The sequence below is a fragment of the Bradyrhizobium sp. SZCCHNR1015 genome (genome assembly GCF_032489875.1).
In the GTDB taxonomy this organism is placed as follows: domain Bacteria; phylum Pseudomonadota; class Alphaproteobacteria; order Rhizobiales; family Xanthobacteraceae; genus Bradyrhizobium.
Map to the genome: position 1 here is coordinate 80,434 of NZ_JAUEYW010000004.1, position 23,222 is coordinate 103,655.

The window sequence follows — 23,222 nt, forward strand, 5'->3', positions numbered from 1 at the left end:
CATCCTCTACAGGCCAAGGCCATCGTCCGGGTCGAGCGCCGCCTGTCGAGGCAAACCACGAAGCTGGTCACGGAGCACGCTGTTGCGCACCGTCTCATCATCCACGTCTCGGTCTTCAAAGTTGAACTCCTGCGCAGGCCGCGCTGGCTCCGGCACAATCTCCTCATGCTCCGCCAGCTCGGGCTCCCTCCGGATCCCGGCATTCGCGGCGTCACCGGCCGCACTCAGCGCAGGCGGCCTCCCCTGCTCCTTTGCTGCGATCGTCCGAGCGATCGGCGACAGCCTGCTCCAATCATCTGCTGCTGCGTCGCCGTCTTGGTCCGTCAAAACCGGATTGGGAGGAGCCAACACCCGATCGACCAGCCGCGGATCTGCGAAATACCGGGCCTTCTTGCCGCGGATTGGCGGAACGCCAGAGACCAGCACCAGCTCATCTTCAGCCCGCAGCTGCATCACCTCTCCCGGCGTGAGCAAAGGACGCGCCGTCTCCTGGCGTGAGACCATGAGATGTCCCAGCCAGGGGCTCAGTCGATGGCCAGCATAGTTCTTCATCGCCCGCATCTCGGTCGCGGTGCCCAGCGCGTCCGACACCCGCTTGGCGGTACGCTCGTCATTGGTCGCAAACGACACCCGGACATGACAGTTATCGAGGATGGCGTTATTGGCGCCATAGGCCTTCTCGATCTGATTGAGCGACTGCGCGATCAGAAAACTCTTCAGACCGTAGCCGGCCATGAAGGCGAGCGCGGACTCGAAGAAATCGAGCCGCCCGAGTGCCGGGAATTCGTCGAGCATCAGAAGCAGCCGGTAGCGCCGCTCGCCTGCCTGCAGATCCTCGGTCAGGCGGCGGCCGATCTGGTTCAGAATGAGCCGGACCAGCGGCTTGGTCCTGCTGATGTCCGAGGGCGGCACCACGAGATAGAGCGTGGTCGGCAGCTCGTCTGCGACGAGATCACGGATCCGCCAGTCGCAGCGGCGCGTCACCTGCGCTACGACAGGATCGCGATACAAACCGAGAAACGACATCGCGGTCGAGAGCACGCTAGAGCGCTCGTTCTCGCTCTTGTTCAGGAGCTCGCGGGCGGCGGATGCGATCACAGGATGCGGCCCGGCGTCGCCCAGATGAGCCGTCGTCATCATCGCGCGCAAGGTGACGTCAATCGGCCGCTTGGGATCCGACAAGAAGTTGGCGACCCCCGCCAGCGTTTTGTCCGGCTCCGCGTAGAGCACGTGGAGGATGGCGCCGACAAGCAACGCGTGGCTCGTCTTCTCCCAATGATTGCGCCGCTCCAGCGAGCCTTCGGGATCGACCAGGACGTCAGCGACATTCTGGACGTCGCGGACCTCCCACTCCCCTCGCCTGACCTCGAGCAGCGGATTGTAAGCCGCCGATCGCGCATTGGTCGGATCGAACAGCAACACCCGGCCATGCCGCGCGCGAAAACCCGCCGTCAGCTGCCAGTTCTCGCCCTTGATGTCGTGCACGATGCAGCTGCCCGACCACGTCAGCAGGGTCGGCACCACCAGGCCAACGCCCTTGCCCGAGCGGGTCGGCGCGAAGCACAGCACATGCTCCGGACCGTCATGACGAAGGTACCGATCCGCGTACCGTCCCAACACCACGCCGTCCGGCCCCAGTAGCCCGGCCGCAGAGATCTCATTCAGCGTCGCCCATCGCGCAGACCCATAAGTGAAGACATCGGCGGGCTCACGCGCCCGCCACACCGACATGCCGAACGCAACCGCGATCGAAGCTACGCCGCCGAACGCCGCAATCAGTCCTCCCTCGGCGAACACCTCCGGCGCATAGGCGTCAAAGGCAAACCACCACCAGAAGAATGCGGGCGGGAGGTAGACAGGCATTTCCGTCGTCAGTTGGAACCAGGGCTGCCCGAGCTGCGGTTGATACCCCAGCCGCCACGCCGCCCACTGCGTCGCGGCCCACATCGTGACGAGCACGATCGCGACGACCGCTGTGATCTGCCCCCAGAGGATTCTCGTGCCAGGCATCAGGGCAGGTCAGACGCCCAGAACGCCGGGCGAAGGCGGCCCCGAACGGTCGGCGAACGGCCGCCTCGTTCGACGCATGACTCGACGCTCGGCAGGCCAAGACTGCAGCAGACCGGCCGTTGGCAACAGCTCATACAGAAGGCTTATGCCAACGCTGTCAAGCACGCCGCAGATCCCGCTCAACGAATTGTTGGTACTCCTCCCAGCTCTCAGCGCTTGCCCGGGACGGAAACGTGAACCAGATCGCAGCCGCGATCTGGAGAGCGACGTTCACGCCGAAAGCTGCTTGGTACGCTATTGCTGGATAGTGACCGCCGACCGCCGGCCAGAGCTGGACCACGAGTCCTGTCAAGCATTGCAAGGCGAACGCACCTCCGATGTGGAACACGTTGAGCGCCGCATTCGCCCGTCCAGCGACCTCTTTCGGAAAGTACTCGGCCAAGACGGCGTAGCTTAGTACGGTCGCTGCACCGACGGACGCTATGAACACCCAGGAGATGCACGATGGCAGCGGCAGGCGCACGATCAGCGCCGATTGCGCGGCGATGAACAGGATCGCAACGGACGACAGCAACTGACCAGGCCCGATGCCCCGCCGACGCAATCGATCGGCGACGACGCCAAGCACGAGCGCGCCAAGGCTCAAGGCAATCGCCATCATCAAGAGGTTCTGCAGCAAGGCCGGCCGGCCGAGGCTGTCGACATCGTTGAACCACGATGCAGCCCAAAGCCCCTGGAGCGACCAGGCCGTCCCTATGCAGGTGGCCGAAAGCGGCGCCAATCGCCAGAAGCGCGGATCTGCGTAGATAGTCTTGAGGCCGATCTTGGCCGCACCTGAAGCAGATGGCGATGCCGGCACGACCTTGGGCACGATCAGAAAGATCAGCAGCGAGCAGCCAAGCGATCCGAGCGCGAGAAGATTGAACAATCCGCGCCAGCCGACCGAGGCGACCAGCCAGTCCGCCGGCAGCGTGGCGGTGACGGCTCCCGAGGCCGCCATCATGATCATCAGGCCGTTGAGCAATGGCACCCGCTCGCCCGGAAACCAGAGCAGCAGTGCCTTCAGGCCGGAGGTCATCGCGGCAGCAACGCCGAGGCCGATCAGGGCGCGGCCGGCAAGCAGGAGCAGGAAGTGATCCGAGACCGCAAACAGCGCCGCGCCAGCGGCCGCGGCCAACAGCACCGCACTCTGAACGAGCCGTGGCCCGTGTCGATCCAGGAGAATGCCAATCGGGATCTGGGCAGCCGCGAAGGTCAGGAAGTAGACCGACGTCAACAGACCGAGATTGCCGGCGCCGAGGCCGAACTCGGCGGCGAGCGAGCCTGCTATCGTCGCATTGATGGTCCGGAACAGAAACGACAGATAGTAGGCACCCACGAATGGCAGAAACACCCTGAGCGTCAGCTGCCACGTGGACATTTGGCCTGCGCCCGCCTGGCGCGGCATCGCATGAGCCTGCAAATCGTCTACCGAACGCGTGACATAGTGATCAGCGGCAGCCGATCCCGCCCTGGTTTGCGAGCGCGCGGTCTCCTCGGGAGACTCTTCCGGCGCGCTCTGGACCGCCGCGCTAAGCCGGTCCAGCGTCTCCCGGACCAAAGAGCGCCCCTGATGAACGCGGGCGGAGACCTGCGCCGCGAACTCGTCGAAGCGTTCGGCCCCGCGCTGGCAGGCTTCGTGCAAGGCAGCAGCCGGCAGGCGTGGAGCCATGGCAAACTGAAAACGCGCCTGGAGCGCGACAGCCTCGCTGACGAGCCTGACATCAGCCGCCAGCTGCTCCAGCTGCCGGTTCATGAGGCCGATACAATCGCGTACAGACTCTTCGTCTTCTTCGTCGGGGCCCAGATAGCGATCAAGAGCGGCTTCCACGAGCGCGGACCTCGACTGGCCCGGGCGCTGAACCGCGACAGCGACTGCCAAGCGTGCCGCTACGTCCTGGGAGAGATAAACGCCGATCCTGGATTTCATAGCGTCACGCCTGCACAACTAAACGAAATCAAAGGATGGGCAGCTACGTCCGCACGCTGCCCGCGAGCCGATCGACGGCTCTGCGCTATCGGCGCTGCGCCACAGGGACTGAGGGACCGGCGTGCTTGACGTCGGGACCTCGGGAGCGCTCTACCGATAGGGAGTAGCCACGACGCCAGGAGCCGCGCTCGACGGCATCGAAGAACCCTTCGACTTGCGCGTTGAAGGCGGCCGGCTCTTCCAGATTGATGGTGTGGCCCGTGTTCGGACAGATCCAAAGGCCGGCGTCGGGCAGGTCCGCCTTCAGCATCAGGTTGGTGTCGAGACAGGGCCTGTCCTCGTCACCGACAGCGAGCAACACCGGGATCGCCAATGTCGCCAAGCTGTCCCTGGAGTCGTACAGCGACGGACGCGACATCTGATAGCGCACCATCGTCGTCGATAGTCCCTGTACGGACAACCGCCCAAGCCGGTCCGCGAACGCCCGCCAAGCCGTCGGATTCTTGTGCTTGAGCTGAATGCGCGTCGGACTGTGCGCGATCCTGTCCGCCGTCACGTCCAGGCCGCGATCGATGAACGACCGCGCCAGCGTCGATGTCTGCTTCAGCCATTGCTCGCGCTGCGACGGACAACAGCCGGATCCCGCGGCTGCGGCAACGATGGCGCTGGCCCGTCCTGGGTATCGTAGTCCGAACTGCAGGGCGGCATAGGCGCCCATGCTGGCCCCGACCAGATGAGCCCGGTCGAGCCCAAGTCCGCGCATCACCGCATCGATATCGCCGACGGCATGCTCCCAGCCGTACAGCGCGGCATCCTCGGGAACATCGCTGGGCGGGTAGCCCCTTGCGTTATAGACGATGCAGCGGTGGCTTTTCGCGAAGTGACGGATCTGCGGATCCCAGCTTCGCAAGTCGGAGCCGAACTCGTGAGCGAAGATGATCGGACGGCCCTGGCCGGTTTCCTCGACATAGAGCTTGACCCCGCCAGCATCGACATACGGCATCGCGATCGTCCCCCGTTGCATATCCGCGCTCGTGGGACGAAGGAACCGACGGGATACACGCGAGGCAATGCCTCAACGATGCTCATCGTAGTCTTGCGCAGAATTTCGCGGAATAACCGGGGTGTCTAAGCCTCCCTGGTGGTCAGCCCCATGCCATTTCGATATCTCAGGGGCGATCAGAGGCCGAGACCGAGCTTTCGTCCAAAGCTCCAGCTCACTGCCCCTCCGCTGATGGCGATCCCGCGCACCTCGCGCCCGAGCTGCTGTTCAAGTGCTGGACGCCAAAGCACGAGCTGAAAGCCGAGCCCGTCGTCGATCATGGCGAAGCGACCGGACGCCAAGGTCACGCGCTGACGGTAGATGCCCGCGATAGAATCGCCTTCGCCGATCGGCCGGTAGGCCAGCGCCGTCTCGGCCGAAAGCCTGGACGCGGCCGCATTCAGCTCGCGATGTCGCAGGGTGGTGAGCAGATCGCGCGCGAACACGACCTGCTGCCCTTGCCGGCGAGCGAGCCCCTCAGCGGCCAGATGATCGATCCGGCGTTCCATGGCGGCCCGGACGTCGGCTCCGAAGCCGCCGGCAGCAGCAACAGGCTCGCGCGCCAGCAATTGCCGATCGAGCCATGTCGCACCATCCGCGCTCACCTGGGCGTCGAGGGCGAGATCCGATCGTGTCGCGAGCGATAGCCGCTTACGCCCCTGGGCATCGTCGTAGACCCGCGCCTCGACGATTGCGCCCAGCCGAGCATCGCCGGTCAGCTCGAGATCGCTGAATCTGAGATGATGGGTTCGGCCATCGACGCCGTCGACGATGGCATAGGCCGAGCCCTTGAGCTCGTCGTGGAGACCACGCGCCACGAGGCCGCCGAGCACGGGATCGGCCGGCTGATGACCATGCAGCGCAAAGCCTTTGACGTCGGGCTCCCGGCCGAAGCCGGCGATGGCCCGATGCATCGTTTTGATGATATCGCCGCGGAGCGCAAGATCGCGCAACGTCTCCTCGAGACCCGGCTTCAGCGTCCAACGCCCCGGCGCGATCTGCTCGGCCAGACCAAGACGTTCCAGCCGGGCCGCCCTGCCCGCCATCAGCCTTCGCAGCTCTGGATCTTCCCCGCGGGCCGCTGGGCGAAGATCGGCCACGCCAGCTCCTTCGTCGGCCACAGCGCGAAGCGTGCGATCGAGCCCGGTCCAGCGCTCTGCATCGACCTCGCGCTCCAGGGCCGACTTGATCTCGTGCTCGCTGCGCGGGCCGAGCTCAAGCGCAACGCGCTCCGCTGCCCGCTCGCGAAAGCCCCTGCTGATATAGTCGCGGCTGATGACGAGATCCTGGCCATCATCGCTCCGGCCGCGCACGAGAACATGGACGTGCGGATTGTCGGTGTTCCAATGGTCGACCGCGATCCATTCCAGCCGCGTCCCGAGATCGCGCTCGGCATCGCGCAGCAGCTCGCGGGTGAAGCCCTGCAGATCCTGCATCTCAGCAGCATCCTCCGGCGAGACAATGAAACGAAAATAATGCGGGTCGCCTTCGACGCCAGCAGCAAACGCCCGCTCATCGGCCTGGTCCGATCGCGCATCGAACATCGCGGCATCGGCGCCATCGCGCGTGACGCCGTCGCGTTTGAGATAGCTGATGTGTTTGGCTAGCGGCGCCGACCGGAACTTTGTCCCGCGATGCCGGACCACGCGCGCCTTGATCACAACCCGGCGCGTCGGCGAGCGCAGCGACAATGCCAGCGCAGCAGACCGGCCTCGCCCGAACCGCGCCCCCGCCCTACGTTCCTCCCGGCCAAAGCCCTTGCCGGTATGGCCAGCCTTCCGGGCTGCGCGCATGACTTGGCCGACAAAACTCTTCGGCTTGGCCGGGCCACGGCCACCGTTCCTGATCCGACCGGGACGAACGCGGAAGTCGCTCTCGTCCCGGCTCATGGCGATCTCGGCGAGAGGCCGACTTGGCCGACGGCGCCCGCTTGGTTGATTTGCCGACGCTTTCGCCATGAACCGCCAGCCGGCCTGATCTGGATCTCGTCTGAAACACGAATCCAACCAACCACATGCGCCCGACGGCCGTCGGCGCTTTTATCTCGCAATCCGTGGTCGAGCTTTCCGGGCTTCACCTGATTCCTCTCCAACATGCGATGATCTACGACAGGCCGCGAAGATGGGTGCATTCGCTCATCGCCAGAGATTTCCACGGGCGTGCCGAGCAAACAACGAATGCGGCTGCGGCAGGAGAGACGAAAGATCGCCGCGGCGAGCGACACGCAATGATCCGTTCGAGCGCTTGCCGGTTACACTCTGATCGCTAGCCATACGTTGCGAACCACGCGGGACGAACAAGTCCGCAAGCGAGAAAGCTGCCGCTCGGACGGCATCGACCGGACGTCGGGCTTGCACACCGGCCTCGGCGGACGAAAGCTTCGCGACGTAAGCTCGGGTTTCGTCCGGCAGCGGCCGGCCCGTTGCCAGATGACGTTCATACCGCCCTGGACCCGCATTGTAGGCTGCGAGGAACCCAGGCGATCCATACCGGTCGTGCAGCTCGCGAAGATAGGCTGCGCCCGCCAGAACGTTGTCGTGAGGATCGAAGGGATCGGCCCCAAGGCCGTAGCGGGCGCGCAGATCGCGCCAGGTCTCCGGCATGATCTGCATCAGGCCGATGGCGCCTTTCGACGAGCGCGCCCACCGATCACCGCCGCTTTCGATGCGCATGACGGCGTAGATCCAGTGTTCGGGAATATCGAACCGATGCGCAGCTTCGCTCACAGAACCTGCAAATGTCTCAACAGAGGACGTGCTCACGACGTGCAGACGGGAGGACGACGGGGAGGCCTGTGCTGTCGCGCCGGCGACAATCGACCATGCGAGGACTGCAGCGATGATAACGCTCTGCCCGTGCCTCCGGACGTGCGTAGCGATGACTCGAGACGTGGCCGCGACGAGCGAGCCAGCGGAGGTCTGAGCGATTGAACGAGCATCGAAGGGCCGGCGACCGTCGTGCATCGTCACTCCTCCCCGCTCACCAACAGCGGCTCGGCGTGACCGACGATGGCGGACATCGGCAGCACGCCGAAATATCGCCCATCAAGTGAGATGGCCGATCGCGTGTTCATCAGAAAGGTTTCATCTTCCCTGAGCGTTCGGCAGCCCTGCCACACCGGCAGCGGCCGACCTCTGCTGTCACGCTCTTGCGCCTGCCCCACCTCGACCGCGTCGATGAGGATCGCCAGCCCGTGCCTGCAGACGACCTGTCCGGGCAGAGCCGCGACATGCTTCATCATCGGTACGCCGCGCGGCAGGTAGCCTCGGCTCGCCAGGAAATCGGCGAGCGGCTGCGGCGGATGCACCGCGACGAGTTCGCCGATGGAGCGATCGCCGCTTGGATGCAGACGATACAGACCCGTCGGGACGCTTGCAGAGAGGTTCCAGACCAAGCGGACGGTCAACGACTGCGGCACGGCCGACACGGCGATGGCAGCCACCGCGATTGACGCAAGACGAAGCACAGCGACTGTCGTCATCGCGCAAACCTCCGCCGGTGCAGCCACGCCTGATGCCGTCCGCGCGTGTAGTCGCGCGGCACGTCGTGAGCGGACAGGCGGTTGTGAACGTGCTGCCAATAATCCGGGGCGGCCTCCGCGGGGTCGATGCCGAGAGCCTCGATGCGATCGATCCGCTGCAGCACAGCTTCGACCCTGGGCCAACCGGCGAGTCGCAGGAGGATCTCGCCGCCCGGGCGCACAAACGGAACGCTCGTATATCCCTGCCCCGGCGCGACGGCCCGGACAATGTCAATGCGCGAGACAACCGTCCCGAAATCGTTGGATGCCCACCGCACGAACGCGAAGATGCTGCCAGGCGCGAAGGACAGAATGCGCCGGCGCTTGTCAATGATGGTCTCTTCGACCGCATGGCCGAAGCGAATCCAGTTCTCGATCCGCTTCTCGAGCCAGAGCAACTTCACCTGTGTGAGATCGCTCATGCTGCCCCCCGGCGAGCGCAGATGTTCCGATCGGCGCAGTCCTGAACGGCCGGCGAGACCACGCAGCCTCGCCCAGGGTTCAGAACCCGATCAAGCTCAAGGATGCCGCGCCAAGGCTGCGCGCCCTGGTCATCACCAGGCGTGCAAAACGCGCTGTCCGTTAGAAGGAATCCGAAGGATTCCTTGTTAGTAAAGTTAAGGGCCGCCCAAGCAATTGAACTGACTTTTGTTTTTGCCGATTTCGGTCCCCGATAGCACGAGGATCCGGTCCCCGATAGCACGAGGGTTTTGGTCCCCGATAGCACGAGCTGATTCACAGGCTTTCCCCAGAGGCAGTGACGATGCCGCGCTTGCGCAGACGCGCGGCGAAGGGGTCTTCGGGAACGGGCGCAAAGGAGAGCCGCTCCCGGTCTCGCAATCCGGGCTCGATGGCGAGCCGGTAGCCGGGCAGCGTCTGACGGCGGACGATGTCGCGCAGGTCGTAGGCAAAATGCTTCAGCGGTGACAGGCTGCCCGACTTGGCGTGCAGATGTGCGACGTCGAAGCTCCAGCCGCCGTGTTGGCGCCCGCCATGCTTGCGAACCAGCCGATAAAGCCAGCGCTCGAGTCCACCCCTCAGATCAAAATATGCGCGGTCGATCGTGAGCACCAGCGCGTTGTCGAGAACGCCCGAATAGAACCAGTCTGGCAGGATCAGCTGCAGCCCGGAGGGCTTGCCATGGGCATCGGCCGTCTCCCGCCATTCGTTGATCCAGGAGAAGCGGTGCCGCCGTCGTTCCGCAAGCTGACGGATCGACGTCAGCACGGTCGTCGCCTGAAGGCGGTCGAGCCCCGCCTTGAGACGATCGTAATCGCGCGCGCCAGTCCCGCGTCCGACGAAGGTCAGGATCTCGTGCGGCGTCGCCGCCATCAGACGCGAGGTCTTCAGACCCGCGTCGCGCGCTTCGACGATCTGCGACGCCGCCCAGATCAGGACGTCCGCATCCCAGATCGTCGCCATCCCGTGCTCCGGGACCGCCTCGACGCGGATCGTGATCGTGCCTGCGCGAAAGTCGATCGGGACGACGCGCCTGCTCTTGGCAAGCGAGAAGAACGGATAGGCCATCAGATCCTGCGCGTCGCGAGGCGCAAGATCGCCCGGCAGCGCACGAAACAGCTCGAGCTGCTCGCGCTCGGCGCGCCAGCTGCCGCGCATTGCTAAGCCCTCCTCGAGCGCTGCGCAGGCGGTTCGTAGCCGGCGTATCGCACAAGGCCTGAATGCCTCTTAGCGGGCAGCACGGTGCCCTGCCCCGGATCAGCGGTCGACGTCTTGGTGCCGCGGTCGGCCCAAGCCTTGAGGTCTTCGAGTGCGTAGACGACGCGACCGCCGATCTTGCGATAGGTCGGACCGGTGCCGTAGGTCCGGTGCTTTTCGAGCGTGCGGCCGGACAGGCCGAGATAGCGCGCAGCTTCGGGCGTTCGGAGAAAGCGCGGCGGCAGGCCGGCTGTGGGATCGGGCATTTTGCACCTCCAGGAGAGCCTCGCGCAACGATCGAGCGACGTTGCGTGTCGACGGCCATGATGGAGGCGTAGGACCGCGAAGGGGGAGGCCGAAGATCGAGGAGGCCGTTTCCGGCCACCTCCCTTCGAATGCGGGAAGCTAGTCGTCCTTGCGCGGCGGCCGCAGGAATTGTCGATATCCTCCGCGGATCAAGGACAGGCCGTCCTCAACCAAACGTCGGGTGAGGCTGCGCACCTCGCTCGTTTTCCAAGTGCGCGCTGGAATGCGTGCTGCGCCGAACAGCACTTCTGCAATCGTTCGATGATTAGTCCCTTGCTGCCAGCCGTCGAGCGCGCGCAAGATCAGCACCAGGCGCGTGCGGCGCTGCTCGGTCAAGCCGTCGGAGGCGGGTCCAAGCGGCTGCGCACGCAGGGCACGCCAGAGACGGTCGGCAGCCTCGTTGCGCATCTTGAAGTCGCGATCGTAAGGCAGCAGCACCGCGTAGGACACCGTGCTCAACGGCTTCCTCCGCAGCCAGACGCGGTGTTGGCTCGTGCCGATTTGCACGACGACATGCCATCCGTCTCTCGCACGGCGCAGCTGGTCCGGCGCGAACGACGGCAGCTTTACGGTCGGCGCAACGACCGGCATACGCTTGCCGATTTCGACAAGCGCCAAAACGGTCGACAACTCCTCAGGCGCCCAGAACACGGGCTGGGCATCGAAGGACAGCGCGGGATCAGCTGCGAAATATCAACCCCCAGTGCTTTCGGAAGCCGGCAGGCGCACTGCGCTCAGGATGAGGTATCGCCGAGAACTGCGCACAGTAGTTCGGTGATCGGCGAACACTCTCCCAAGCAAAGCCTGGGCGGTCCGCGCGATGAATGTTCGCGTAGGCCTTGGGCGCGCGCCAATCGAATTCCGACATTGTGCTGTCCTCGTCAGGTTAGGACTGCAACGCAATAGGCCAATGATGGCGCCATTTAAGATTGTTGAATAGATTCTCGACTCGTGCAGGTACATGGATGCGGACTATCCTCGTAGCCAACTACACGATTGCTTGAGCCGATCGAGTTCCGTCCTGGTTGCACAACTTCAAGTCTCTGGGGGACTACGTAGGAAGCCCTTGTAGCCTTCCTCCGACAGCCACTTTGCGCGCGCAAGATGACTGTCGAACGCGCGGCGCGCGCGGTCGGGTTCGCGGACCGGATCAATGTGCAGCACAATCTGCGCGACCTCTTCCCAATCAGCGCCGGCTTTCTCCGCATCGAGAAGGCGGAGATAAGTGACGAGGTGCTCCTCGTCATAGCGGGTCAGGACGGGATCGGACGGGGCCACGTCGGCGACATCGGGATCGAGCGGCGGAAAGGACATCGGTCAGAGACCTACAAAGGCAAACACAACTTTTGTTCTTGGCCGACAGCAGAAGGAGCAGCTCTACACCCGGTGGGGACTTGGCACCATTAGTCAATGCAATCAATCGCTTGGTGCCGAATTGTAGAAAATACTCCGTGGTGAAATACTCGACAAGCCTGTGCTGTCTTGGAGATGAACATCCGAGACGTCCTGGCCGCCAACTTGAAGCGCCTGCGCCGAACCAAAGGCATTTCGCAGGAGGAGCTCGCCCACCGCGCTGACATCGATCGGACCTATATCAGCTTGGTCGAGAGAAGCCGCAATGCCGTTTCGATCGACGTGCTCGCCGCCCTCGCGGCTGGCCTCGGCGTCGAGCCGGCAGACCTGTTGAAGCCGACGCCGCCGGCAGTGGATCTCAACAAAAAGGGGCGACGTATCAAGAACCGGTAATGCCAAAGCATGCTCAAAGTTTGGCAGTCGGGCCTTGCGCGGCAGGCGCCTGGGGGTCCTGCCCGAGTTCCGAAAGGCCCGTTCAGCCAAGCGCTTGGGGACATGAGCCGTTGCGCCCCAAACTTAGCGGCTTTCCTTTCCGCCGCGGCGCTGGAATCAATTGGAGCATGACAACCCTCATCCGCCGCCGCGATCCACAATCACCGAATGAGACCTGGCGCATCTATTTCGGGGATGTCCAGGCCGGCACGATTGCCAAGCGGACGGAAGGTCCCGCCGGCTCGCCCGCTTGGCAATGGTTCTGCGGCTTCTATCCGGGCAGCCATCCGGGCGAGCAGACGGTCGGCATCGCTCGGAGCTATGACGAGGCGCGTGAGGCGTTCGAGGCTGCATGGCGCGTCTTCCTGTCCAACCGGTCACCACGAGACTTTGATGAATGGCGCGAGCATCACGCCTTCACGGCCTGGAAATATGCAATGTGGGACGCGCGGTGCCGCCTGCCGACGCAGACCCCATCGGGCCGCTCGCGCTGCTTCTGCGGGGCAATGATCGACCTAACGACGATAGTTGCGCATATCCGTGAGAGCCATATGCGGGCAGCAAATAGCAGTCATCCCTGGGCCCGCAACTGATGTGCAACCTCTATTCGATCACGACGAACCAAGCCGCAATCGCGGCGCTGTTTCGGATCGTCCGCCGCTACGAAGGTAATCTTGCCTCAATGCCGAGTGTGTTCCCGGACTACCCGGCGCCCGTCCTTCGCGGCAACGGCGAAGACCGCGAGATGGTGATGATGCGCTGGGGGATGCCGCCGCATCCGCGGACTGGCGGCCCACCTGTGACCAACATCCGAAACACCTCATCGCCCCACTGGCGCGGCTGGCTGAAGCCAGAGCACCGATGCCTGGTGCCCTTCAACAGCTTCGCCGAATATGCGCCTGAGCCGAACCCCGAGACGAAGAAGAAGGGTGTGGTCTGGTTTGCGCTGTCCGATGATCGCCCCTTGACCAGCTTCGCCGGTATCTGGACCGAGTTCAAAGGCGACCGCGGAACAAAGTCCAAGCCGATCCCCGGCCCTCATCTGGTGTACGGTTTTCTTACGACAGAACCCAACGCGGTCGTGGCTCCGATCCACCCCAAGGCGATGCCGGTGATCCTGACGACGGATGAAGAGCGCGACGTCTGGTTGCGGGCGCCGTGGGACGAGGCCAAGGCGCTGCAGCGCCCATTGGCCGATCAAGCTCTGCAGATTGTCGCACGCGGCTCTGCCAAGGAAGACAATTCCCCCAGTTGATCCGTCCAGCTTTTGCCAGACGCCAGCGCGTATGAGCTTGTTGAGGGCAACGAGCCAGCCGAATGACTGGTAGCGACTCAGCTCAGAGCGCTTCCGAGCCTACGGCGAGGTCTATCGATTTTCTCTGCATTCAACTCCGGTGAAGCGGTTCTATTCTTATCGCGCTCACGTCTATTCGTCTTCGGATGGATTGTTGCCCTCATCGAGCTTCTTCATGTTCTCGAGGATTTTCAGCAGATAATGCAGAGCGTGCACCGTGTCGTTGACCGAGAAATCCGCCAGCACGTGATCGTAATAGGTATGGATTTTCGGGAGCGCCAATGTCTGCCAGACGTGGCGGCCGGTCTCCGTCATCATGACGAGCCGTGATCTGCGGTCGCGCTCGTCCTGAGCAATCGTCACGTGTCCGTCGCGCTCCATGCGGCCGACAAGTCCGGCGAGGTTCTGCCGGCTGACCATGAGGTATTCGGCAAGGTCGCCGATGCTCATCCCGTTCTGTGCCTTGGGGCGGGACAGCGCGCCCAGCACGGCCCATTGCTGGGTCGTCAGCCCCTCCTCCTGCACGGCCCGCGACCCCGTTTTATGCAACATATTAGCGCATTGATAGAGCCGGAAAAACAATCGGTTAGCCAGCTGGATCTTGGTCTCTTGAGTGATTTCGGTCGATACTGAGGGATTTTCCATGAACGCTCCACTTGCACCCGTCCTAGGTGCATGATAGATACGACAATATGTTGCATAATTAGTCGCTGCTCAAGCGAAGATCGCTTAAAAAGGCGACTCCGGCAATTTCAATACGGGAGGATGTGAGGATGGCACGTTTCAACGGCAGGACGGTCATCGTGACCGGCGGCGGCGGTGGAATCGGGGGCGCGACATGCCGCCGGTTCGCGGCCGAAGGTGCGAAGGTCGCTGTCTTCGATCTCAACCCGGAAGCTGCCGAAGCGGTCGCGGCCGGCATACGCGCTGCCGGGCAAACGGCCGAGGCCTTTCGCTGTGACATCACCGACCGCGCGAGCGTCGATGCCGCGCTCGCTGCCGCCGAGGCAAAGCTCGGCCCGATCGATGTCCTCGTCAACAATGCGGGCTGGGATATCTTCAAGCCGTTCACCAAGACCGAGCCGAAGGACTGGGAGCGGCTGATCGCGATCAATCTGACCGGCGCTCTGCACATGCACCATGCCGTCTTGCCCGGCATGGCGGCCCGCCGGTCCGGCCGGATCGTGAACATTGCATCTGACGCTGCGCGCGTCGGCTCGTCGGGCGAAGCGGTCTATGCCGCGTGCAAGGGCGGACTCGTCGCGTTTTCCAAGACGATCGCGCGCGAGCACTCCCGCCACAACATCACGGTGAACGTGGTCTGTCCGGGACCGACGGATACGGCTCTGTTCGCCGACTACAAGCAGGGCGCAGGCAACCCGGAGAAGCTGGTCGAGGCCTTCACGCGCTCGATCCCGCTCGGCCGCATCGGCCAGCCGGATGATCTTCCCGGCGCCATTCTGTTCTTCGCCAGCGATGATGCGGCATTCGTGACCGGACAGGTGCTGAGCGTGTCCGGCGGACTGACCATGAACGGTTGAACAGGAAAAGACGGGAGGAACACCATGCATTTTCAGGATCTGATCTACGAGGTCCGCAACGGCGTCGCCTGGATCATCATCAACCGGCCCGACAAGATGAACGCCTTCCGCGGCACGACCTGCGACGAGCTGATCAAGGCCCTGTACAAGGCGGGCTACGACAAGGATGTCGGCTGTATCGTGCTCGCCGGCGCCGGCGACCGTGCCTTCTGCACCGGCGGAGACCAATCGGCGCATGACGGCAACTACGATGGACGCGGCACCATCGGCCTGCCGATGGAGGAGTTGCATACGGCCATTCGTGACGTTCCCAAGCCCGTCATCGCCCGCGTTCAGGGCTTTGCGATCGGTGGCGGCAACGTGCTGGCGACGATCTGCGACATGACCATCTGCTCTGAAAAGGCCGTCTTCGGCCAGGTCGGTCCGAAAATGGGCTCGGTCGATCCCGGCTACGGCACCGCCTTCCTCGCCCGCGTCGTCGGCGAGAAGAAGGCGCGAGAGATCTGGTACATGTGCCGGCGCTATTCCGGCAAGGAAGCCGAGGCGATGGGCCTCGCAAACCTCTGCGTGCCGCACGACGAGCTGGACCGCACGGTGCAGGCCTGGGGCGAGGAGCTCTGTGAACGCAGCCCGACCGCTATCGCCATCGCCAAGCGCTCCTTCAACATGGACACCGCCCACCAGGCCGGCATCGCCGGCATGGGGATGTATGCGCTGAAGCTCTACTACGACACCGAAGAGTCCCGCGAAGGCGTGAAGGCCCTCACCGAAAAGCGGAAGCCGGAATTCCGGAAGTTCGTGAAATAGCGGCATGTGCGGCATCGCCGGTGGCGATGCCATGTCATCTGCCACCCCGGAGAATTCTCCGGGGTCGGGCCAAGTGAACGACAAAAAGATCGGGAGGACGTGCCGATGAATCCGTATCTCGACGAGGACCTCGTTGCGCTTGGCGACCAGGCGCGCCGCTTCGCGGCCGACAGGCTTGCTCCCGGATTCCAGGAGCGCGATCGCACCCGCGTTCTCGACCGCGGCCTGATGAAGGAGATGGGCGCGATGGGTTTCATCGCCCCCGAACTGCCCGAGCAATATGGCGGCCTCGGCATGGCGACCATCGCGGCCGGCGTCATCCACGAGGAGATTGCCCGCGCCGACCTCTCGATGTCCTACATCAACCTGTTGGCCTCGCTGAACGGACAGATCCTGTCACAGCACGGCAAGCCAGAGATCGTGACACCCTGGCTCGCGCGCCTCGTCGCCGGCGAGGCCCTGTTCGCGATTGCGCTCACAGAGCCGCGTGGCGGATCCGACGCGGCCAATCTGCGGCTGCGGATCGAGCGCGATGGTGACGACTACATCGTCAATGGCGAGAAGACCTCGATCTCGGCTGCGGACCAGGCCGATGCGGCCGTCGTATTCGGACGGACCGGAACGGTCGAAGCCGGCGCACATGGCATCACCGCGTTGCTGATCCCTCTCGACCTGCCCGGAATCACGCGCTCGCGCTTCGACTGTCACGGCCAGCGCGCGATCGGACGCGGGTCGCTGTTCTTCGAGAACGTGCGTGTGCCCGGCTCGCATCGCCTCGGCGACGAGAACAAGGGCTTCGTGCAGGTGATGCAGGGGTTCGACTTCTCGCGGGCGCTGATCGGGCTTCAGGTGCTGGCGGTGGCCCGCGCGGCGCTCGACGAAACCTGGCAGTACGTCGCGCAGCGGCAGGCGTTCGGCAAGACCCTGTCGGCGTTCCAGGGCGTCTCGCACCCGCTGGCGGATTTCGATACGCAGGTCGAGGCCGCACGACTGCTGTGCCTGCAAGCCTTGTGGCTGAAGGACAAGGGCCTCCCCCACAGCGCCGAGGCGGCGATGTGCAAATGGTGGGCGCCGAAGCTCGCCTATGACGTGATCCATCAATGCCTGCTGATGCACGGCCATGGCGGCTATGACCGGGGCGTGATGGAGCAGCGGCTGCGCGACGTCCTCGGCTTCCAGATCGGCGACGGCACCGCGCAGATCATGAAAACGATCATCGCACGCGCGCGGGCAGGACGCTCGGCCGTGCCTGCCTGACATCAAACAACGAACGAACGGGAGGGGAAGCCATGGAATTCGACGCCGTCTTGCTCAGGCCGCGCCGCGCGGCCAGCATTGCCAATGGCCACTGGCACGACCGAACCATCAACGACGATCTTGACGCCTGTCTGGCGACGTGCCCGGACAAGATCGCTTTGACCGCAGTCCGCCTCGACACCGACACCGTGCGTCGCTTCACCTATCGCGAGATGGCAGCGCTGGCGGACCGGATGGCGATCGGGTTGTCGCGCCTCGGCGTCGGCCGCAACGACGTCGTTGCCATGCAGCTTCCCAACTGGTGGCAGTTCACGCTGCTCTACCTTGCCTGCAGCCGGATCGGCGCCGTCATCAACCCGCTGATGCCGATCTTCCGGGAGCGCGAGCTCTCCTTCATGCTTCGGCACGGCGAAGCCAAGGTGATGATCGTCCCTAAGGCGTTCCGCAACTTCGACCATGAGGCGATGCTGAGGGGCCTCATGCCCGAGCTTCCGTCGCTTACGCGCCTCGTCGTCATCGGCGGCGGCGGTGCCGACGATTTCGACGCGCTGCTGACGGTGCCGGAATGGGAGACGGCGGCGGATGCGAAGGCCATCCTCGGCTCGGCCCGCCCCGGCCCGGACGACATCACGCAGCTCATCTATACGTCGGGAACGACGGGCGAGCCGAAAGGCGTGATGCACAGCGCGAACACGCTGATGGCCAACATCATTCCCTATGCCCAGCGCCTGAAGCTCGGCGCCGACGACGTGGTCCTGATGGCCTCCCCGATGGCCCATCAGACCGGCTTCATGTACGGCCTGATGATGCCGATCATGCTGAAGGCCAGCGCCGTCCTGCAGGATGTCTGGGAGCCGAACCGGGCGGTGGACCTGATCCGCGCCGAGAAAGCGACCTTCACGATGGCATCCACGCCGTTCCTGACGGATCTAACGCGAACCGTGACCGAGACCGGCAAGGCGGTGCCCTCTCTCAAGAGCTTCCTGTGCGCGGGGGCGCCGATCCCAGGTCCGCTGGCCGAGCAGGCCCAGGCGGGCCTCGGCGCCAAGATCGTCTCGGCCTGGGGCATGACGGAGAATGGCGCGGTCACGCTGATCAACCTGGATGACGACGACAAGCTCGCCTCGACCACCGATGGCTGCCCTCTCCCCGGCGTCGAGCTGAAGGTGGTGGATGCCGACGGCAAGCCGCTGCCGCCGCGACAGTCCGGCAAGCTCCTCGTGCGCGCCTGCTCGAACTTCGGCGGCTACCTCAAGCGGCCGCAGTGGAACGGCACCGACGCCGAAGGCTGGTTCGATACCGGAGACCTGGCCTACATCACGCCCGCCGGCTACATCCGGATCAGCGGACGCTCGAAGGACGTCATCATTCGTGGCGGAGAAAACATTCCCGTCGTCGAGCTCGAGGCGCTGCTCTACAAACATCCCGCCGTCGCACAGGTCGCGATCGTAGCCTATCCCGACGAGCGCCTCGGCGAGCGCGCATGCGCCGTCATCGTACCCAAGGCCGGACAGACCATCGAGTTCCCCGGGATGGTCGAATTTCTCAAATCGCACAAGCTCGCGATCCAGTACATTCCAGAGAAGCTCATCGTGCGCGACGCGATGCCGTCGACGCCGTCGGGCAAGATCCAGAAATTCAGGCTGCGCGACATGCTGAAGGCCGGCGAGCTCTAGGCTCGCTCACGCGCCCCGGCTGCACTTCTCGAATCTGTCAATCGAAACGCGCCGGCGGCGCGATGGAGAACGCGCGTGCAAGACGAAGTCATACTAATCGAACGCAACGGACGTGTCGGACTCGTCACGCTCAACCGTCCGAAGGTGATGAATGCGCTGAACGACGAGCTGATGGACAGGCTCGGCGCAGCGTTGCTGGATCTCGACGCCGATAACGCGATAGGCGCCATCGTGATCGCGGGGTCGGCAACGGCATTCGCAGCTGGCGCCGACATCGCAGCAATGGCGGACTGGGGCTACAGCGACGTCTACAATTCCAACTTCATCACGCGCAACTGGGAAACCATTCGCCGGGTGCGCAAGCCCGTCATTGCCGCCGTCGCCGGGCTGGCGCTCGGCGGCGGATGTGAGCTCGCGCTGGCCTGCGACATCATCGTCGCGGGCCGCAGCGCCAAATTCGGGCTGCCGGAGATCAAGCTCGGTCTCCTGCCCGGCGCGGGCGGCACGCAACGGCTTCCTCGCGCCATCGGCAAGGCGAAGGCCATGGACATGTGCCTGTCGGCCCGCCCCCTCGACGCCGACGAAGCCGATCGCTACGGCCTGGTCGCCCGCGTCGTCGACGACGAACGGCTTCGCGAGGAGACCATGCGGCTCGCGTCGACCATCGCCTCATTCTCCGCGCCAGCGCTGATCGCGCTCAAGGAATGCGTGAACCGCGCCTTCGAGCAGCCGCTGAGCGAAGGGACGCTCTTCGAACGTCGCGAACTCCACGCCCGCTTTGCAACTGCGGATGCGCGCGAAGGCATGAAGGCCTTCCTGGACAAGCGCAAGCCCGTCTTCGTCCACCGCTAGCTTTGGGCCATGTGATCCCTTCCATTCCATTCGACAGGAGCGCTCGATGTCCATGACGGCCCGCCAGATCTTCCAGTTTGACGATCCTCTTTCCCTCGACGGGCAGATCACCGATGAGGAGCGCGCCGTCCGCGACACCGCGCATGCCTATTGCCAGGAGCAGCTGCTGCCGCGGGTGCTGGACGCCTTCCGCCATGAGACGACCGACCCCCGTCTTTTCAGAAGCATGGGCGAGCTCGGGCTGCTCGGACCGACGACCCCATCGCAGTATGGCGGCGCGGGCCTGAACTACGTCTGCTACGGGCTGATTGCGCGCGAGGTCGAGCGGGTCGATTCAGGCTATCGGTCAATGATGAGCGTTCAATCCTCGCTGGTCATGGTTCCGATCTGCGAGTTCGGCACCGAGGCGACCCGGCAAAAATATCTTCCCAACCTCGCGTCCGGTGAATGGATCGGCTGCTTCGGCCTGACCGAGCCGAACCACGGCTCTGATCCGGGCGGCATGATCACGCGGGCGCGCAAGGTGGCCGGTGGCTACAGCCTGTCCGGCGCGAAGATGTGGATCACCAATAGTCCGATCGCCGACGTGTTCGTGGTCTGGGCAAAGGACGATGACGGCGCCATTCGCGGCTTCGTTCTGGAGAAGGGCTGGAAGGGCCTCAGCGCGCCGGCCATTCACGGCAAGGTCGGGCTGCGCACCTCGATTACCGGCGAGATCGTGCTCGATGACGTCTTCTGTCCCGAGGAGAACGCCTTTCCCGAGGTGCGCGGTCTCAAGGGACCGTTCACCTGTCTCAACAGCGCGCGCTACGGCATCGCCTGGGGAGCGCTCGGCGCTGCCGAGGACTGCTATCTGCGCGCCCGGCAATATGTGATGGACCGCAAGCAATTCGGCCGCGCGATCGCGGCGAACCAGCTGGTCCAGAAGAAGCTCACAGACATGCTGACGGAGATCACCATCGGGCTCCAAGGCTGCCTGCGACTCGGCCGTCTCAAGGACGAGGGGGCCGCCCCCGTAGAGATCACGTCGATCATGAAGCGCAATTCCTGCGGCAAGGCGCTCGAGATCGCCAGGACCGCACGCGACATGATGGGGGGCAACGGCATCAGCGACGAGTTCGGTGTCGCCCGCCATCTCGTCAATCTCGAGGTCGTCAATACCTACGAGGGAACGCACGACATTCACGCGCTTATCGTCGGGCGCGCGATCACGGGCATCGCTGCATTCAACTGAACGCCTCCGAGGCGCTGGCCCCAGTCAGATCAACCAACAACCAAATTGCAGGAGGAAACCTATGAACACTGTTCTAAAGGCAAGTGCCGTACTGCTCGCTCTCGTGCTCGGCGCTTCGGGCGCAGTCGCCCAGACACCGGTCAAGATCGGCGTGCTCAGCGATATGTCGGGGCCCTATTCCGATTTCAGCGGCCCAGGGTCTCTGGAGGCAGCCAAGCTGGCGATCGAGGACTTCAACGCGGGCTCGAAGAAACTGTCCGTCGAGCTCGTCTCGGGCGATGCGCAGAACAAGACCGACATCGCCGGCGCGATCGCTCGCCGCTGGATCGATGCCGAAAGCGTCGACATGATCATCGACATCCCGACCTCCGGCATCGCCCTCGGGCTTGCGGGCCTCGTGAAGGACAGAAACAAGGTCCTGATCGCAACCACGGCGGGCACCTCCGAGCTGACCGGAAAATCCTGCACGCCGAACACGCTGCACTGGACGTGGGATACATGGTCCAATTCCCACGGCACGGCCGAGGCCATCGTCAGGAACGGCGGCAAGAGGTGGTACTTTCTCACGGCCGACTACACCTTCGGCACGACCATGGAGAAGGAAGCTGGAGACGTCGTCAAAGCCAATGGCGGCGCGGTTCTTGGCTCCGTCCGGCACCCGCTCGACGCGATGGATTTCTCGTCCTTCCTGATGCAGGCCCAGGCTTCGAAAGCGGAGATCATCGGCCTCGCCAATGGCGGCACCGATACGATCAACGCGATCAAGACGGCCGGCGAGTTCGGCATCGTCGCCGGCGGGCAGAAGCTGGTCGGCCTGGTGCTCTTCATCAACGACATCCATGCGCTCGGCCTGAAGGCGGCCAACGGGCTCATGCTGACCACCGCCTATTACTGGGATCTGAACGACAAGACACGGACCTTCGCTGAGCGGTTCGCCAAGCGCAACAACGGCAAGGTGCCCTCGATGAGTCAGGCCGGCACCTATTCGGCCACGCTGGCCTATCTGCGGGCCGTCGAGACGGTCGGCCATTCCAAGGACGGCGCAGCCGTCGTTGCGGCGATGCGCGACGCCGGCACCTTTGACGATCCACTGTTTGGCAGGACCGCCGTGCGCGCCGACGGCCGGGTCGTTCACGGCATGTATCTGGTCGAGGTGAAGAAGCCAGAGGAATCGAAAAAGCCGTTCGACTACTACAAGGTGATTGCCACGATCCCGGCCGATCGCGCATTTCGCCCTCTGGCCGACGGCAACTGCCCGTTGGCGCAATAACGTCTCGGTTGCTTCCCGACGTCAGACCAGCGAGGAGCAATCCGCGCAGCCGGAACGGCCAGCCGACTGCTATGCGCCCCGCCCAGCAGATCCGGACGGGGCGCGATCGGTTCACTCGGCGGTCTTGCGCGGCCGCGACCACAGGAGCGTGTAACCCTCGCCGCCCTCGTCGTCGAACAGGTTGGCGTAGATCGGGGCGTTGAAGGAGGGGTCGTCGAGCTTGAGCGAGAGATAGTCGCGTCCCTCCTCGGAGCGACGTGCCCAGGCGGCGCCGATCTCGACACGCCCGGCGTAGACGCGGTGGCTGGGCGCATTCTCGCTGGAGCGGTTGGCCTCGGGGACGATGCGCACGCCCTTGGCCTTGAGGCTCAGGGTGATGATCTCTCCCTGGAAATCGTCGCCGACCTTCTTGAAGGAACCGATGGAAGCCATTTTGTCTCTCCTTGGCTGTTTCGGGCCGCGACCACCGCGGCCTCGATGGCGCATCTCGGACGAAAGGCGAGCGACGGCGCACCCGAAGGGCTGAAGCGGCAGCGGAGGACGGCGCCGGCCAACTTTCTTGTCCCGCGAGGAATGGGCTTCAGCCCAGGGGAAGAAAGTTGGCCGGCGGCGTTGCGCTGAGGCGATCGAGGCGCAGCCGGCCTTCGGCCAGATCAAGCCATCACGAGGCAAGGTACGTCGCAGTCTGATCAGCTCACGGGAGAGACATGGTACATTGAGGCTGCACAAGAGATCGGGATGATCAGGCGTAAGATCAGAAGCCACGGAGAAGAAAAGCGAGTGCTGATGCGTGCTCCTGACTGCCAGACGTCCGTCACGCCCGGCGAAAGGTCGGGGACAGTCGAGATCCGAAAGGGGGTCCAGCCGTTTCAAGCCGGGTCGCGACTAGCTCTCCGATGGAGCTCGACGCCCCGTCGTTCAGCGCTAGCGATCCGATTAAGCTGCTCGAGAACGAGACAAGAAGCCGTGACGAAAAGCAATTGTTGCGGGATTGCAGGGATCG

At 64.1% G+C, this 23,222-nt stretch carries 24 protein-coding genes; 10 read left to right on the forward strand and 14 right to left on the reverse strand.

All coding sequences use genetic code 11. The features are described 5' to 3' along the window. Positions 1-6 precede the first annotated feature (6 nt). The 12 genes from QX128_RS08850 to QX128_RS08900 all read right to left on the reverse strand — a co-directional run bounded on the left by QX128_RS08850 (position 7) and on the right by QX128_RS08900 (position 11,817). A complete protein-coding gene (locus QX128_RS08850; protein WP_316237258.1) occupies positions 7-2,010 on the reverse strand; it encodes a conjugal transfer protein TraG in 2,004 nt (667 codons plus the stop codon). 157 nt (positions 2,011-2,167) lie between these two features. Beyond that, positions 2,168-3,979 (reverse strand): MFS transporter, encoded by a 1,812-nt coding sequence (locus tag QX128_RS08855; RefSeq protein WP_316237259.1) that lies wholly within the window; start codon positions 3,977-3,979, stop codon positions 2,168-2,170. A gap of 85 nt (positions 3,980-4,064) precedes the next feature. Beyond that, positions 4,065-4,982, reverse strand: a complete 918-nt coding sequence (locus QX128_RS08860; protein ID WP_316237260.1) for an alpha/beta hydrolase — start codon at positions 4,980-4,982, stop codon at positions 4,065-4,067. Between the two features lie 176 nt (positions 4,983-5,158). Next, positions 5,159-6,910 (reverse strand): relaxase/mobilization nuclease domain-containing protein, encoded by a 1,752-nt coding sequence (locus tag QX128_RS08865; RefSeq protein WP_316237261.1) that lies wholly within the window; start codon positions 6,908-6,910, stop codon positions 5,159-5,161. 246 nt (positions 6,911-7,156) lie between these two features. Continuing rightward, positions 7,157-7,747: a lytic transglycosylase domain-containing protein gene (locus QX128_RS33225; RefSeq protein WP_410053139.1), complete on the reverse strand. Its 591-nt coding sequence runs from the start codon at positions 7,745-7,747 to the stop codon at positions 7,157-7,159. Between the two features lie 239 nt (positions 7,748-7,986). Beyond that, positions 7,987-8,502 carry a S26 family signal peptidase gene (locus QX128_RS08875; protein ID WP_316237262.1) on the reverse strand — a complete coding sequence of 172 codons (516 nt, stop codon included), beginning with the start codon at positions 8,500-8,502 and terminating at the stop codon, positions 7,987-7,989. Continuing rightward, entirely contained in the window at positions 8,499-8,963 is a 465-nt protein-coding gene (locus QX128_RS08880) for a DUF2840 domain-containing protein (protein ID WP_316237263.1), read from the reverse strand. Before QX128_RS08880 ends, QX128_RS08875 begins: the two co-directional genes overlap by 4 nt. A 313-nt stretch (positions 8,964-9,276) precedes the next feature. Continuing rightward, positions 9,277-10,158 carry a replication initiator protein A gene (locus QX128_RS08885; protein WP_316237264.1) on the reverse strand — a complete coding sequence of 294 codons (882 nt, stop codon included), beginning with the start codon at positions 10,156-10,158 and terminating at the stop codon, positions 9,277-9,279. A gap of 2 nt (positions 10,159-10,160) precedes the next feature. Further along, positions 10,161-10,463 (reverse strand): helix-turn-helix domain-containing protein, encoded by a 303-nt coding sequence (locus QX128_RS08890; RefSeq protein ID WP_316237265.1) that lies wholly within the window; start codon positions 10,461-10,463, stop codon positions 10,161-10,163. A 139-nt stretch (positions 10,464-10,602) separates the two neighbouring features. After that, on the reverse strand, positions 10,603-11,133 hold the full coding sequence (locus tag QX128_RS08895; RefSeq protein WP_316237266.1) for a DUF2285 domain-containing protein: 531 nt from the start codon (positions 11,131-11,133) through the stop codon (positions 10,603-10,605). Between the two features lie 49 nt (positions 11,134-11,182). Continuing rightward, entirely contained in the window at positions 11,183-11,371 is a 189-nt protein-coding gene (locus tag QX128_RS33230; protein ID WP_410053140.1) for a transcriptional regulator domain-containing protein, read from the reverse strand. Between the two features lie 167 nt (positions 11,372-11,538). Next, complete coding sequence (locus QX128_RS08900; protein ID WP_316237267.1) at positions 11,539-11,817, reverse strand: DNA -binding domain-containing protein; 279 nt, start codon at positions 11,815-11,817, stop codon at positions 11,539-11,541. Between the two features lie 174 nt (positions 11,818-11,991). Here QX128_RS08900 and QX128_RS08905 point away from each other — a divergent pair, with 174 nt between their 5' ends. The 3 genes from QX128_RS08905 to QX128_RS08915 all read left to right on the forward strand — a co-directional run bounded on the left by QX128_RS08905 (position 11,992) and on the right by QX128_RS08915 (position 13,543). Next, positions 11,992-12,249: a helix-turn-helix transcriptional regulator gene (locus tag QX128_RS08905; protein WP_315783251.1), complete on the forward strand. Its 258-nt coding sequence runs from the start codon at positions 11,992-11,994 to the stop codon at positions 12,247-12,249. Between the two features lie 167 nt (positions 12,250-12,416). Further along, the gene (locus tag QX128_RS08910; RefSeq protein WP_316237268.1) at positions 12,417-12,881 is read left to right on the forward strand and encodes a hypothetical protein; all 465 of its coding nucleotides are present in this window, start codon (positions 12,417-12,419) and stop codon (positions 12,879-12,881) included. Further along, a complete protein-coding gene (locus QX128_RS08915) occupies positions 12,881-13,543 on the forward strand; it encodes an SOS response-associated peptidase (RefSeq protein ID WP_316237269.1) in 663 nt (220 codons plus the stop codon). The genes QX128_RS08910 and QX128_RS08915 overlap by 1 nt, the downstream gene beginning before the upstream one ends. A 171-nt stretch (positions 13,544-13,714) precedes the next feature. Here QX128_RS08915 and QX128_RS08920 read toward each other — a convergent pair whose 3' ends face one another. After that, positions 13,715-14,227: a MarR family transcriptional regulator gene (locus QX128_RS08920; RefSeq protein ID WP_316237270.1), complete on the reverse strand. Its 513-nt coding sequence runs from the start codon at positions 14,225-14,227 to the stop codon at positions 13,715-13,717. A 128-nt stretch (positions 14,228-14,355) separates the two neighbouring features. Here QX128_RS08920 and badH point away from each other — a divergent pair, with 128 nt between their 5' ends. The 7 genes from badH to QX128_RS08955 all read left to right on the forward strand — a co-directional run bounded on the left by badH (position 14,356) and on the right by QX128_RS08955 (position 22,219). Continuing rightward, positions 14,356-15,123, forward strand: coding sequence for a 2-hydroxycyclohexanecarboxyl-CoA dehydrogenase (badH, locus tag QX128_RS08925; protein ID WP_315783243.1), 768 nt, complete (start codon positions 14,356-14,358; stop codon positions 15,121-15,123). Between the two features lie 24 nt (positions 15,124-15,147). Continuing rightward, positions 15,148-15,930 carry a 2-ketocyclohexanecarboxyl-CoA hydrolase gene (badI, locus tag QX128_RS08930; RefSeq protein WP_316237271.1) on the forward strand — a complete coding sequence of 261 codons (783 nt, stop codon included), beginning with the start codon at positions 15,148-15,150 and terminating at the stop codon, positions 15,928-15,930. Between the two features lie 105 nt (positions 15,931-16,035). Then, positions 16,036-17,187, forward strand: a complete 1,152-nt coding sequence (gene aliB, locus QX128_RS08935) for a cyclohexanecarboxyl-CoA dehydrogenase (RefSeq protein WP_316237272.1) — start codon at positions 16,036-16,038, stop codon at positions 17,185-17,187. 32 nt (positions 17,188-17,219) lie between these two features. Then, entirely contained in the window at positions 17,220-18,863 is a 1,644-nt protein-coding gene (aliA, locus tag QX128_RS08940) for a cyclohexanecarboxylate-CoA ligase (protein WP_316237273.1), read from the forward strand. 75 nt (positions 18,864-18,938) lie between these two features. After that, positions 18,939-19,715 carry an enoyl-CoA hydratase gene (locus QX128_RS08945; RefSeq protein WP_316237274.1) on the forward strand — a complete coding sequence of 259 codons (777 nt, stop codon included), beginning with the start codon at positions 18,939-18,941 and terminating at the stop codon, positions 19,713-19,715. Between the two features lie 52 nt (positions 19,716-19,767). After that, positions 19,768-20,949 carry an acyl-CoA dehydrogenase gene (locus QX128_RS08950; protein WP_410053142.1) on the forward strand — a complete coding sequence of 394 codons (1,182 nt, stop codon included), beginning with the start codon at positions 19,768-19,770 and terminating at the stop codon, positions 20,947-20,949. 61 nt (positions 20,950-21,010) lie between these two features. After that, positions 21,011-22,219 carry an ABC transporter substrate-binding protein gene (locus tag QX128_RS08955; protein WP_316237276.1) on the forward strand — a complete coding sequence of 403 codons (1,209 nt, stop codon included), beginning with the start codon at positions 21,011-21,013 and terminating at the stop codon, positions 22,217-22,219. Positions 22,220-22,330: 111 nt separating this feature from the next. On the opposite strand, the gene QX128_RS08960 is transcribed toward QX128_RS08955, so the two are convergent. Further along, positions 22,331-22,651 carry a DUF736 domain-containing protein gene (locus QX128_RS08960; RefSeq protein ID WP_006611602.1) on the reverse strand — a complete coding sequence of 107 codons (321 nt, stop codon included), beginning with the start codon at positions 22,649-22,651 and terminating at the stop codon, positions 22,331-22,333. Positions 22,652-23,222 lie beyond the last annotated feature (571 nt).

What these genes read in the sequence shown, in the direction of transcription:
- QX128_RS08950 (WP_410053142.1), top strand. Translation starts at nt 19,768, where the DNA reads ATGACGGCCCGCCAGATCTTCCAGTTTGACGATCCTCTTTCCCTCGAC.
- QX128_RS08855 (WP_316237259.1), bottom strand. Translation starts at nt 3,979, where the DNA reads ATGAAATCCAGGATCGGCGTTTATCTCTCCCAGGACGTAGCGGCACGC.
- QX128_RS08905 (WP_315783251.1), top strand. Translation starts at nt 11,992, where the DNA reads ATGAACATCCGAGACGTCCTGGCCGCCAACTTGAAGCGCCTGCGCCGA.
- QX128_RS08885 (WP_316237264.1), bottom strand. Translation starts at nt 10,158, where the DNA reads ATGCGCGGCAGCTGGCGCGCCGAGCGCGAGCAGCTCGAGCTGTTTCGT.
- badI (WP_316237271.1), top strand. Translation starts at nt 15,148, where the DNA reads ATGCATTTTCAGGATCTGATCTACGAGGTCCGCAACGGCGTCGCCTGG.
- aliA (WP_316237273.1), top strand. Translation starts at nt 17,220, where the DNA reads ATGGAATTCGACGCCGTCTTGCTCAGGCCGCGCCGCGCGGCCAGCATT.
- badH (WP_315783243.1), top strand. Translation starts at nt 14,356, where the DNA reads ATGGCACGTTTCAACGGCAGGACGGTCATCGTGACCGGCGGCGGCGGT.
- QX128_RS08890 (WP_316237265.1), bottom strand. Translation starts at nt 10,463, where the DNA reads ATGCCCGATCCCACAGCCGGCCTGCCGCCGCGCTTTCTCCGAACGCCC.
- QX128_RS08880 (WP_316237263.1), bottom strand. Translation starts at nt 8,963, where the DNA reads ATGAGCGATCTCACACAGGTGAAGTTGCTCTGGCTCGAGAAGCGGATC.
- QX128_RS08850 (WP_316237258.1), bottom strand. Translation starts at nt 2,010, where the DNA reads ATGCCTGGCACGAGAATCCTCTGGGGGCAGATCACAGCGGTCGTCGCG.
- QX128_RS08920 (WP_316237270.1), bottom strand. Translation starts at nt 14,227, where the DNA reads ATGGAAAATCCCTCAGTATCGACCGAAATCACTCAAGAGACCAAGATC.
- QX128_RS08865 (WP_316237261.1), bottom strand. Translation starts at nt 6,910, where the DNA reads ATGAGCCGGGACGAGAGCGACTTCCGCGTTCGTCCCGGTCGGATCAGG.
- QX128_RS08860 (WP_316237260.1), bottom strand. Translation starts at nt 4,982, where the DNA reads ATGCCGTATGTCGATGCTGGCGGGGTCAAGCTCTATGTCGAGGAAACC.
- QX128_RS08955 (WP_316237276.1), top strand. Translation starts at nt 21,011, where the DNA reads ATGAACACTGTTCTAAAGGCAAGTGCCGTACTGCTCGCTCTCGTGCTC.
- aliB (WP_316237272.1), top strand. Translation starts at nt 16,036, where the DNA reads ATGAATCCGTATCTCGACGAGGACCTCGTTGCGCTTGGCGACCAGGCG.
- QX128_RS08900 (WP_316237267.1), bottom strand. Translation starts at nt 11,817, where the DNA reads ATGTCCTTTCCGCCGCTCGATCCCGATGTCGCCGACGTGGCCCCGTCC.
- QX128_RS08915 (WP_316237269.1), top strand. Translation starts at nt 12,881, where the DNA reads ATGTGCAACCTCTATTCGATCACGACGAACCAAGCCGCAATCGCGGCG.
- QX128_RS08875 (WP_316237262.1), bottom strand. Translation starts at nt 8,502, where the DNA reads ATGACGACAGTCGCTGTGCTTCGTCTTGCGTCAATCGCGGTGGCTGCC.
- QX128_RS08960 (WP_006611602.1), bottom strand. Translation starts at nt 22,651, where the DNA reads ATGGCTTCCATCGGTTCCTTCAAGAAGGTCGGCGACGATTTCCAGGGA.
- QX128_RS08910 (WP_316237268.1), top strand. Translation starts at nt 12,417, where the DNA reads ATGACAACCCTCATCCGCCGCCGCGATCCACAATCACCGAATGAGACC.
- QX128_RS33230 (WP_410053140.1), bottom strand. Translation starts at nt 11,371, where the DNA reads ATGTCGGAATTCGATTGGCGCGCGCCCAAGGCCTACGCGAACATTCAT.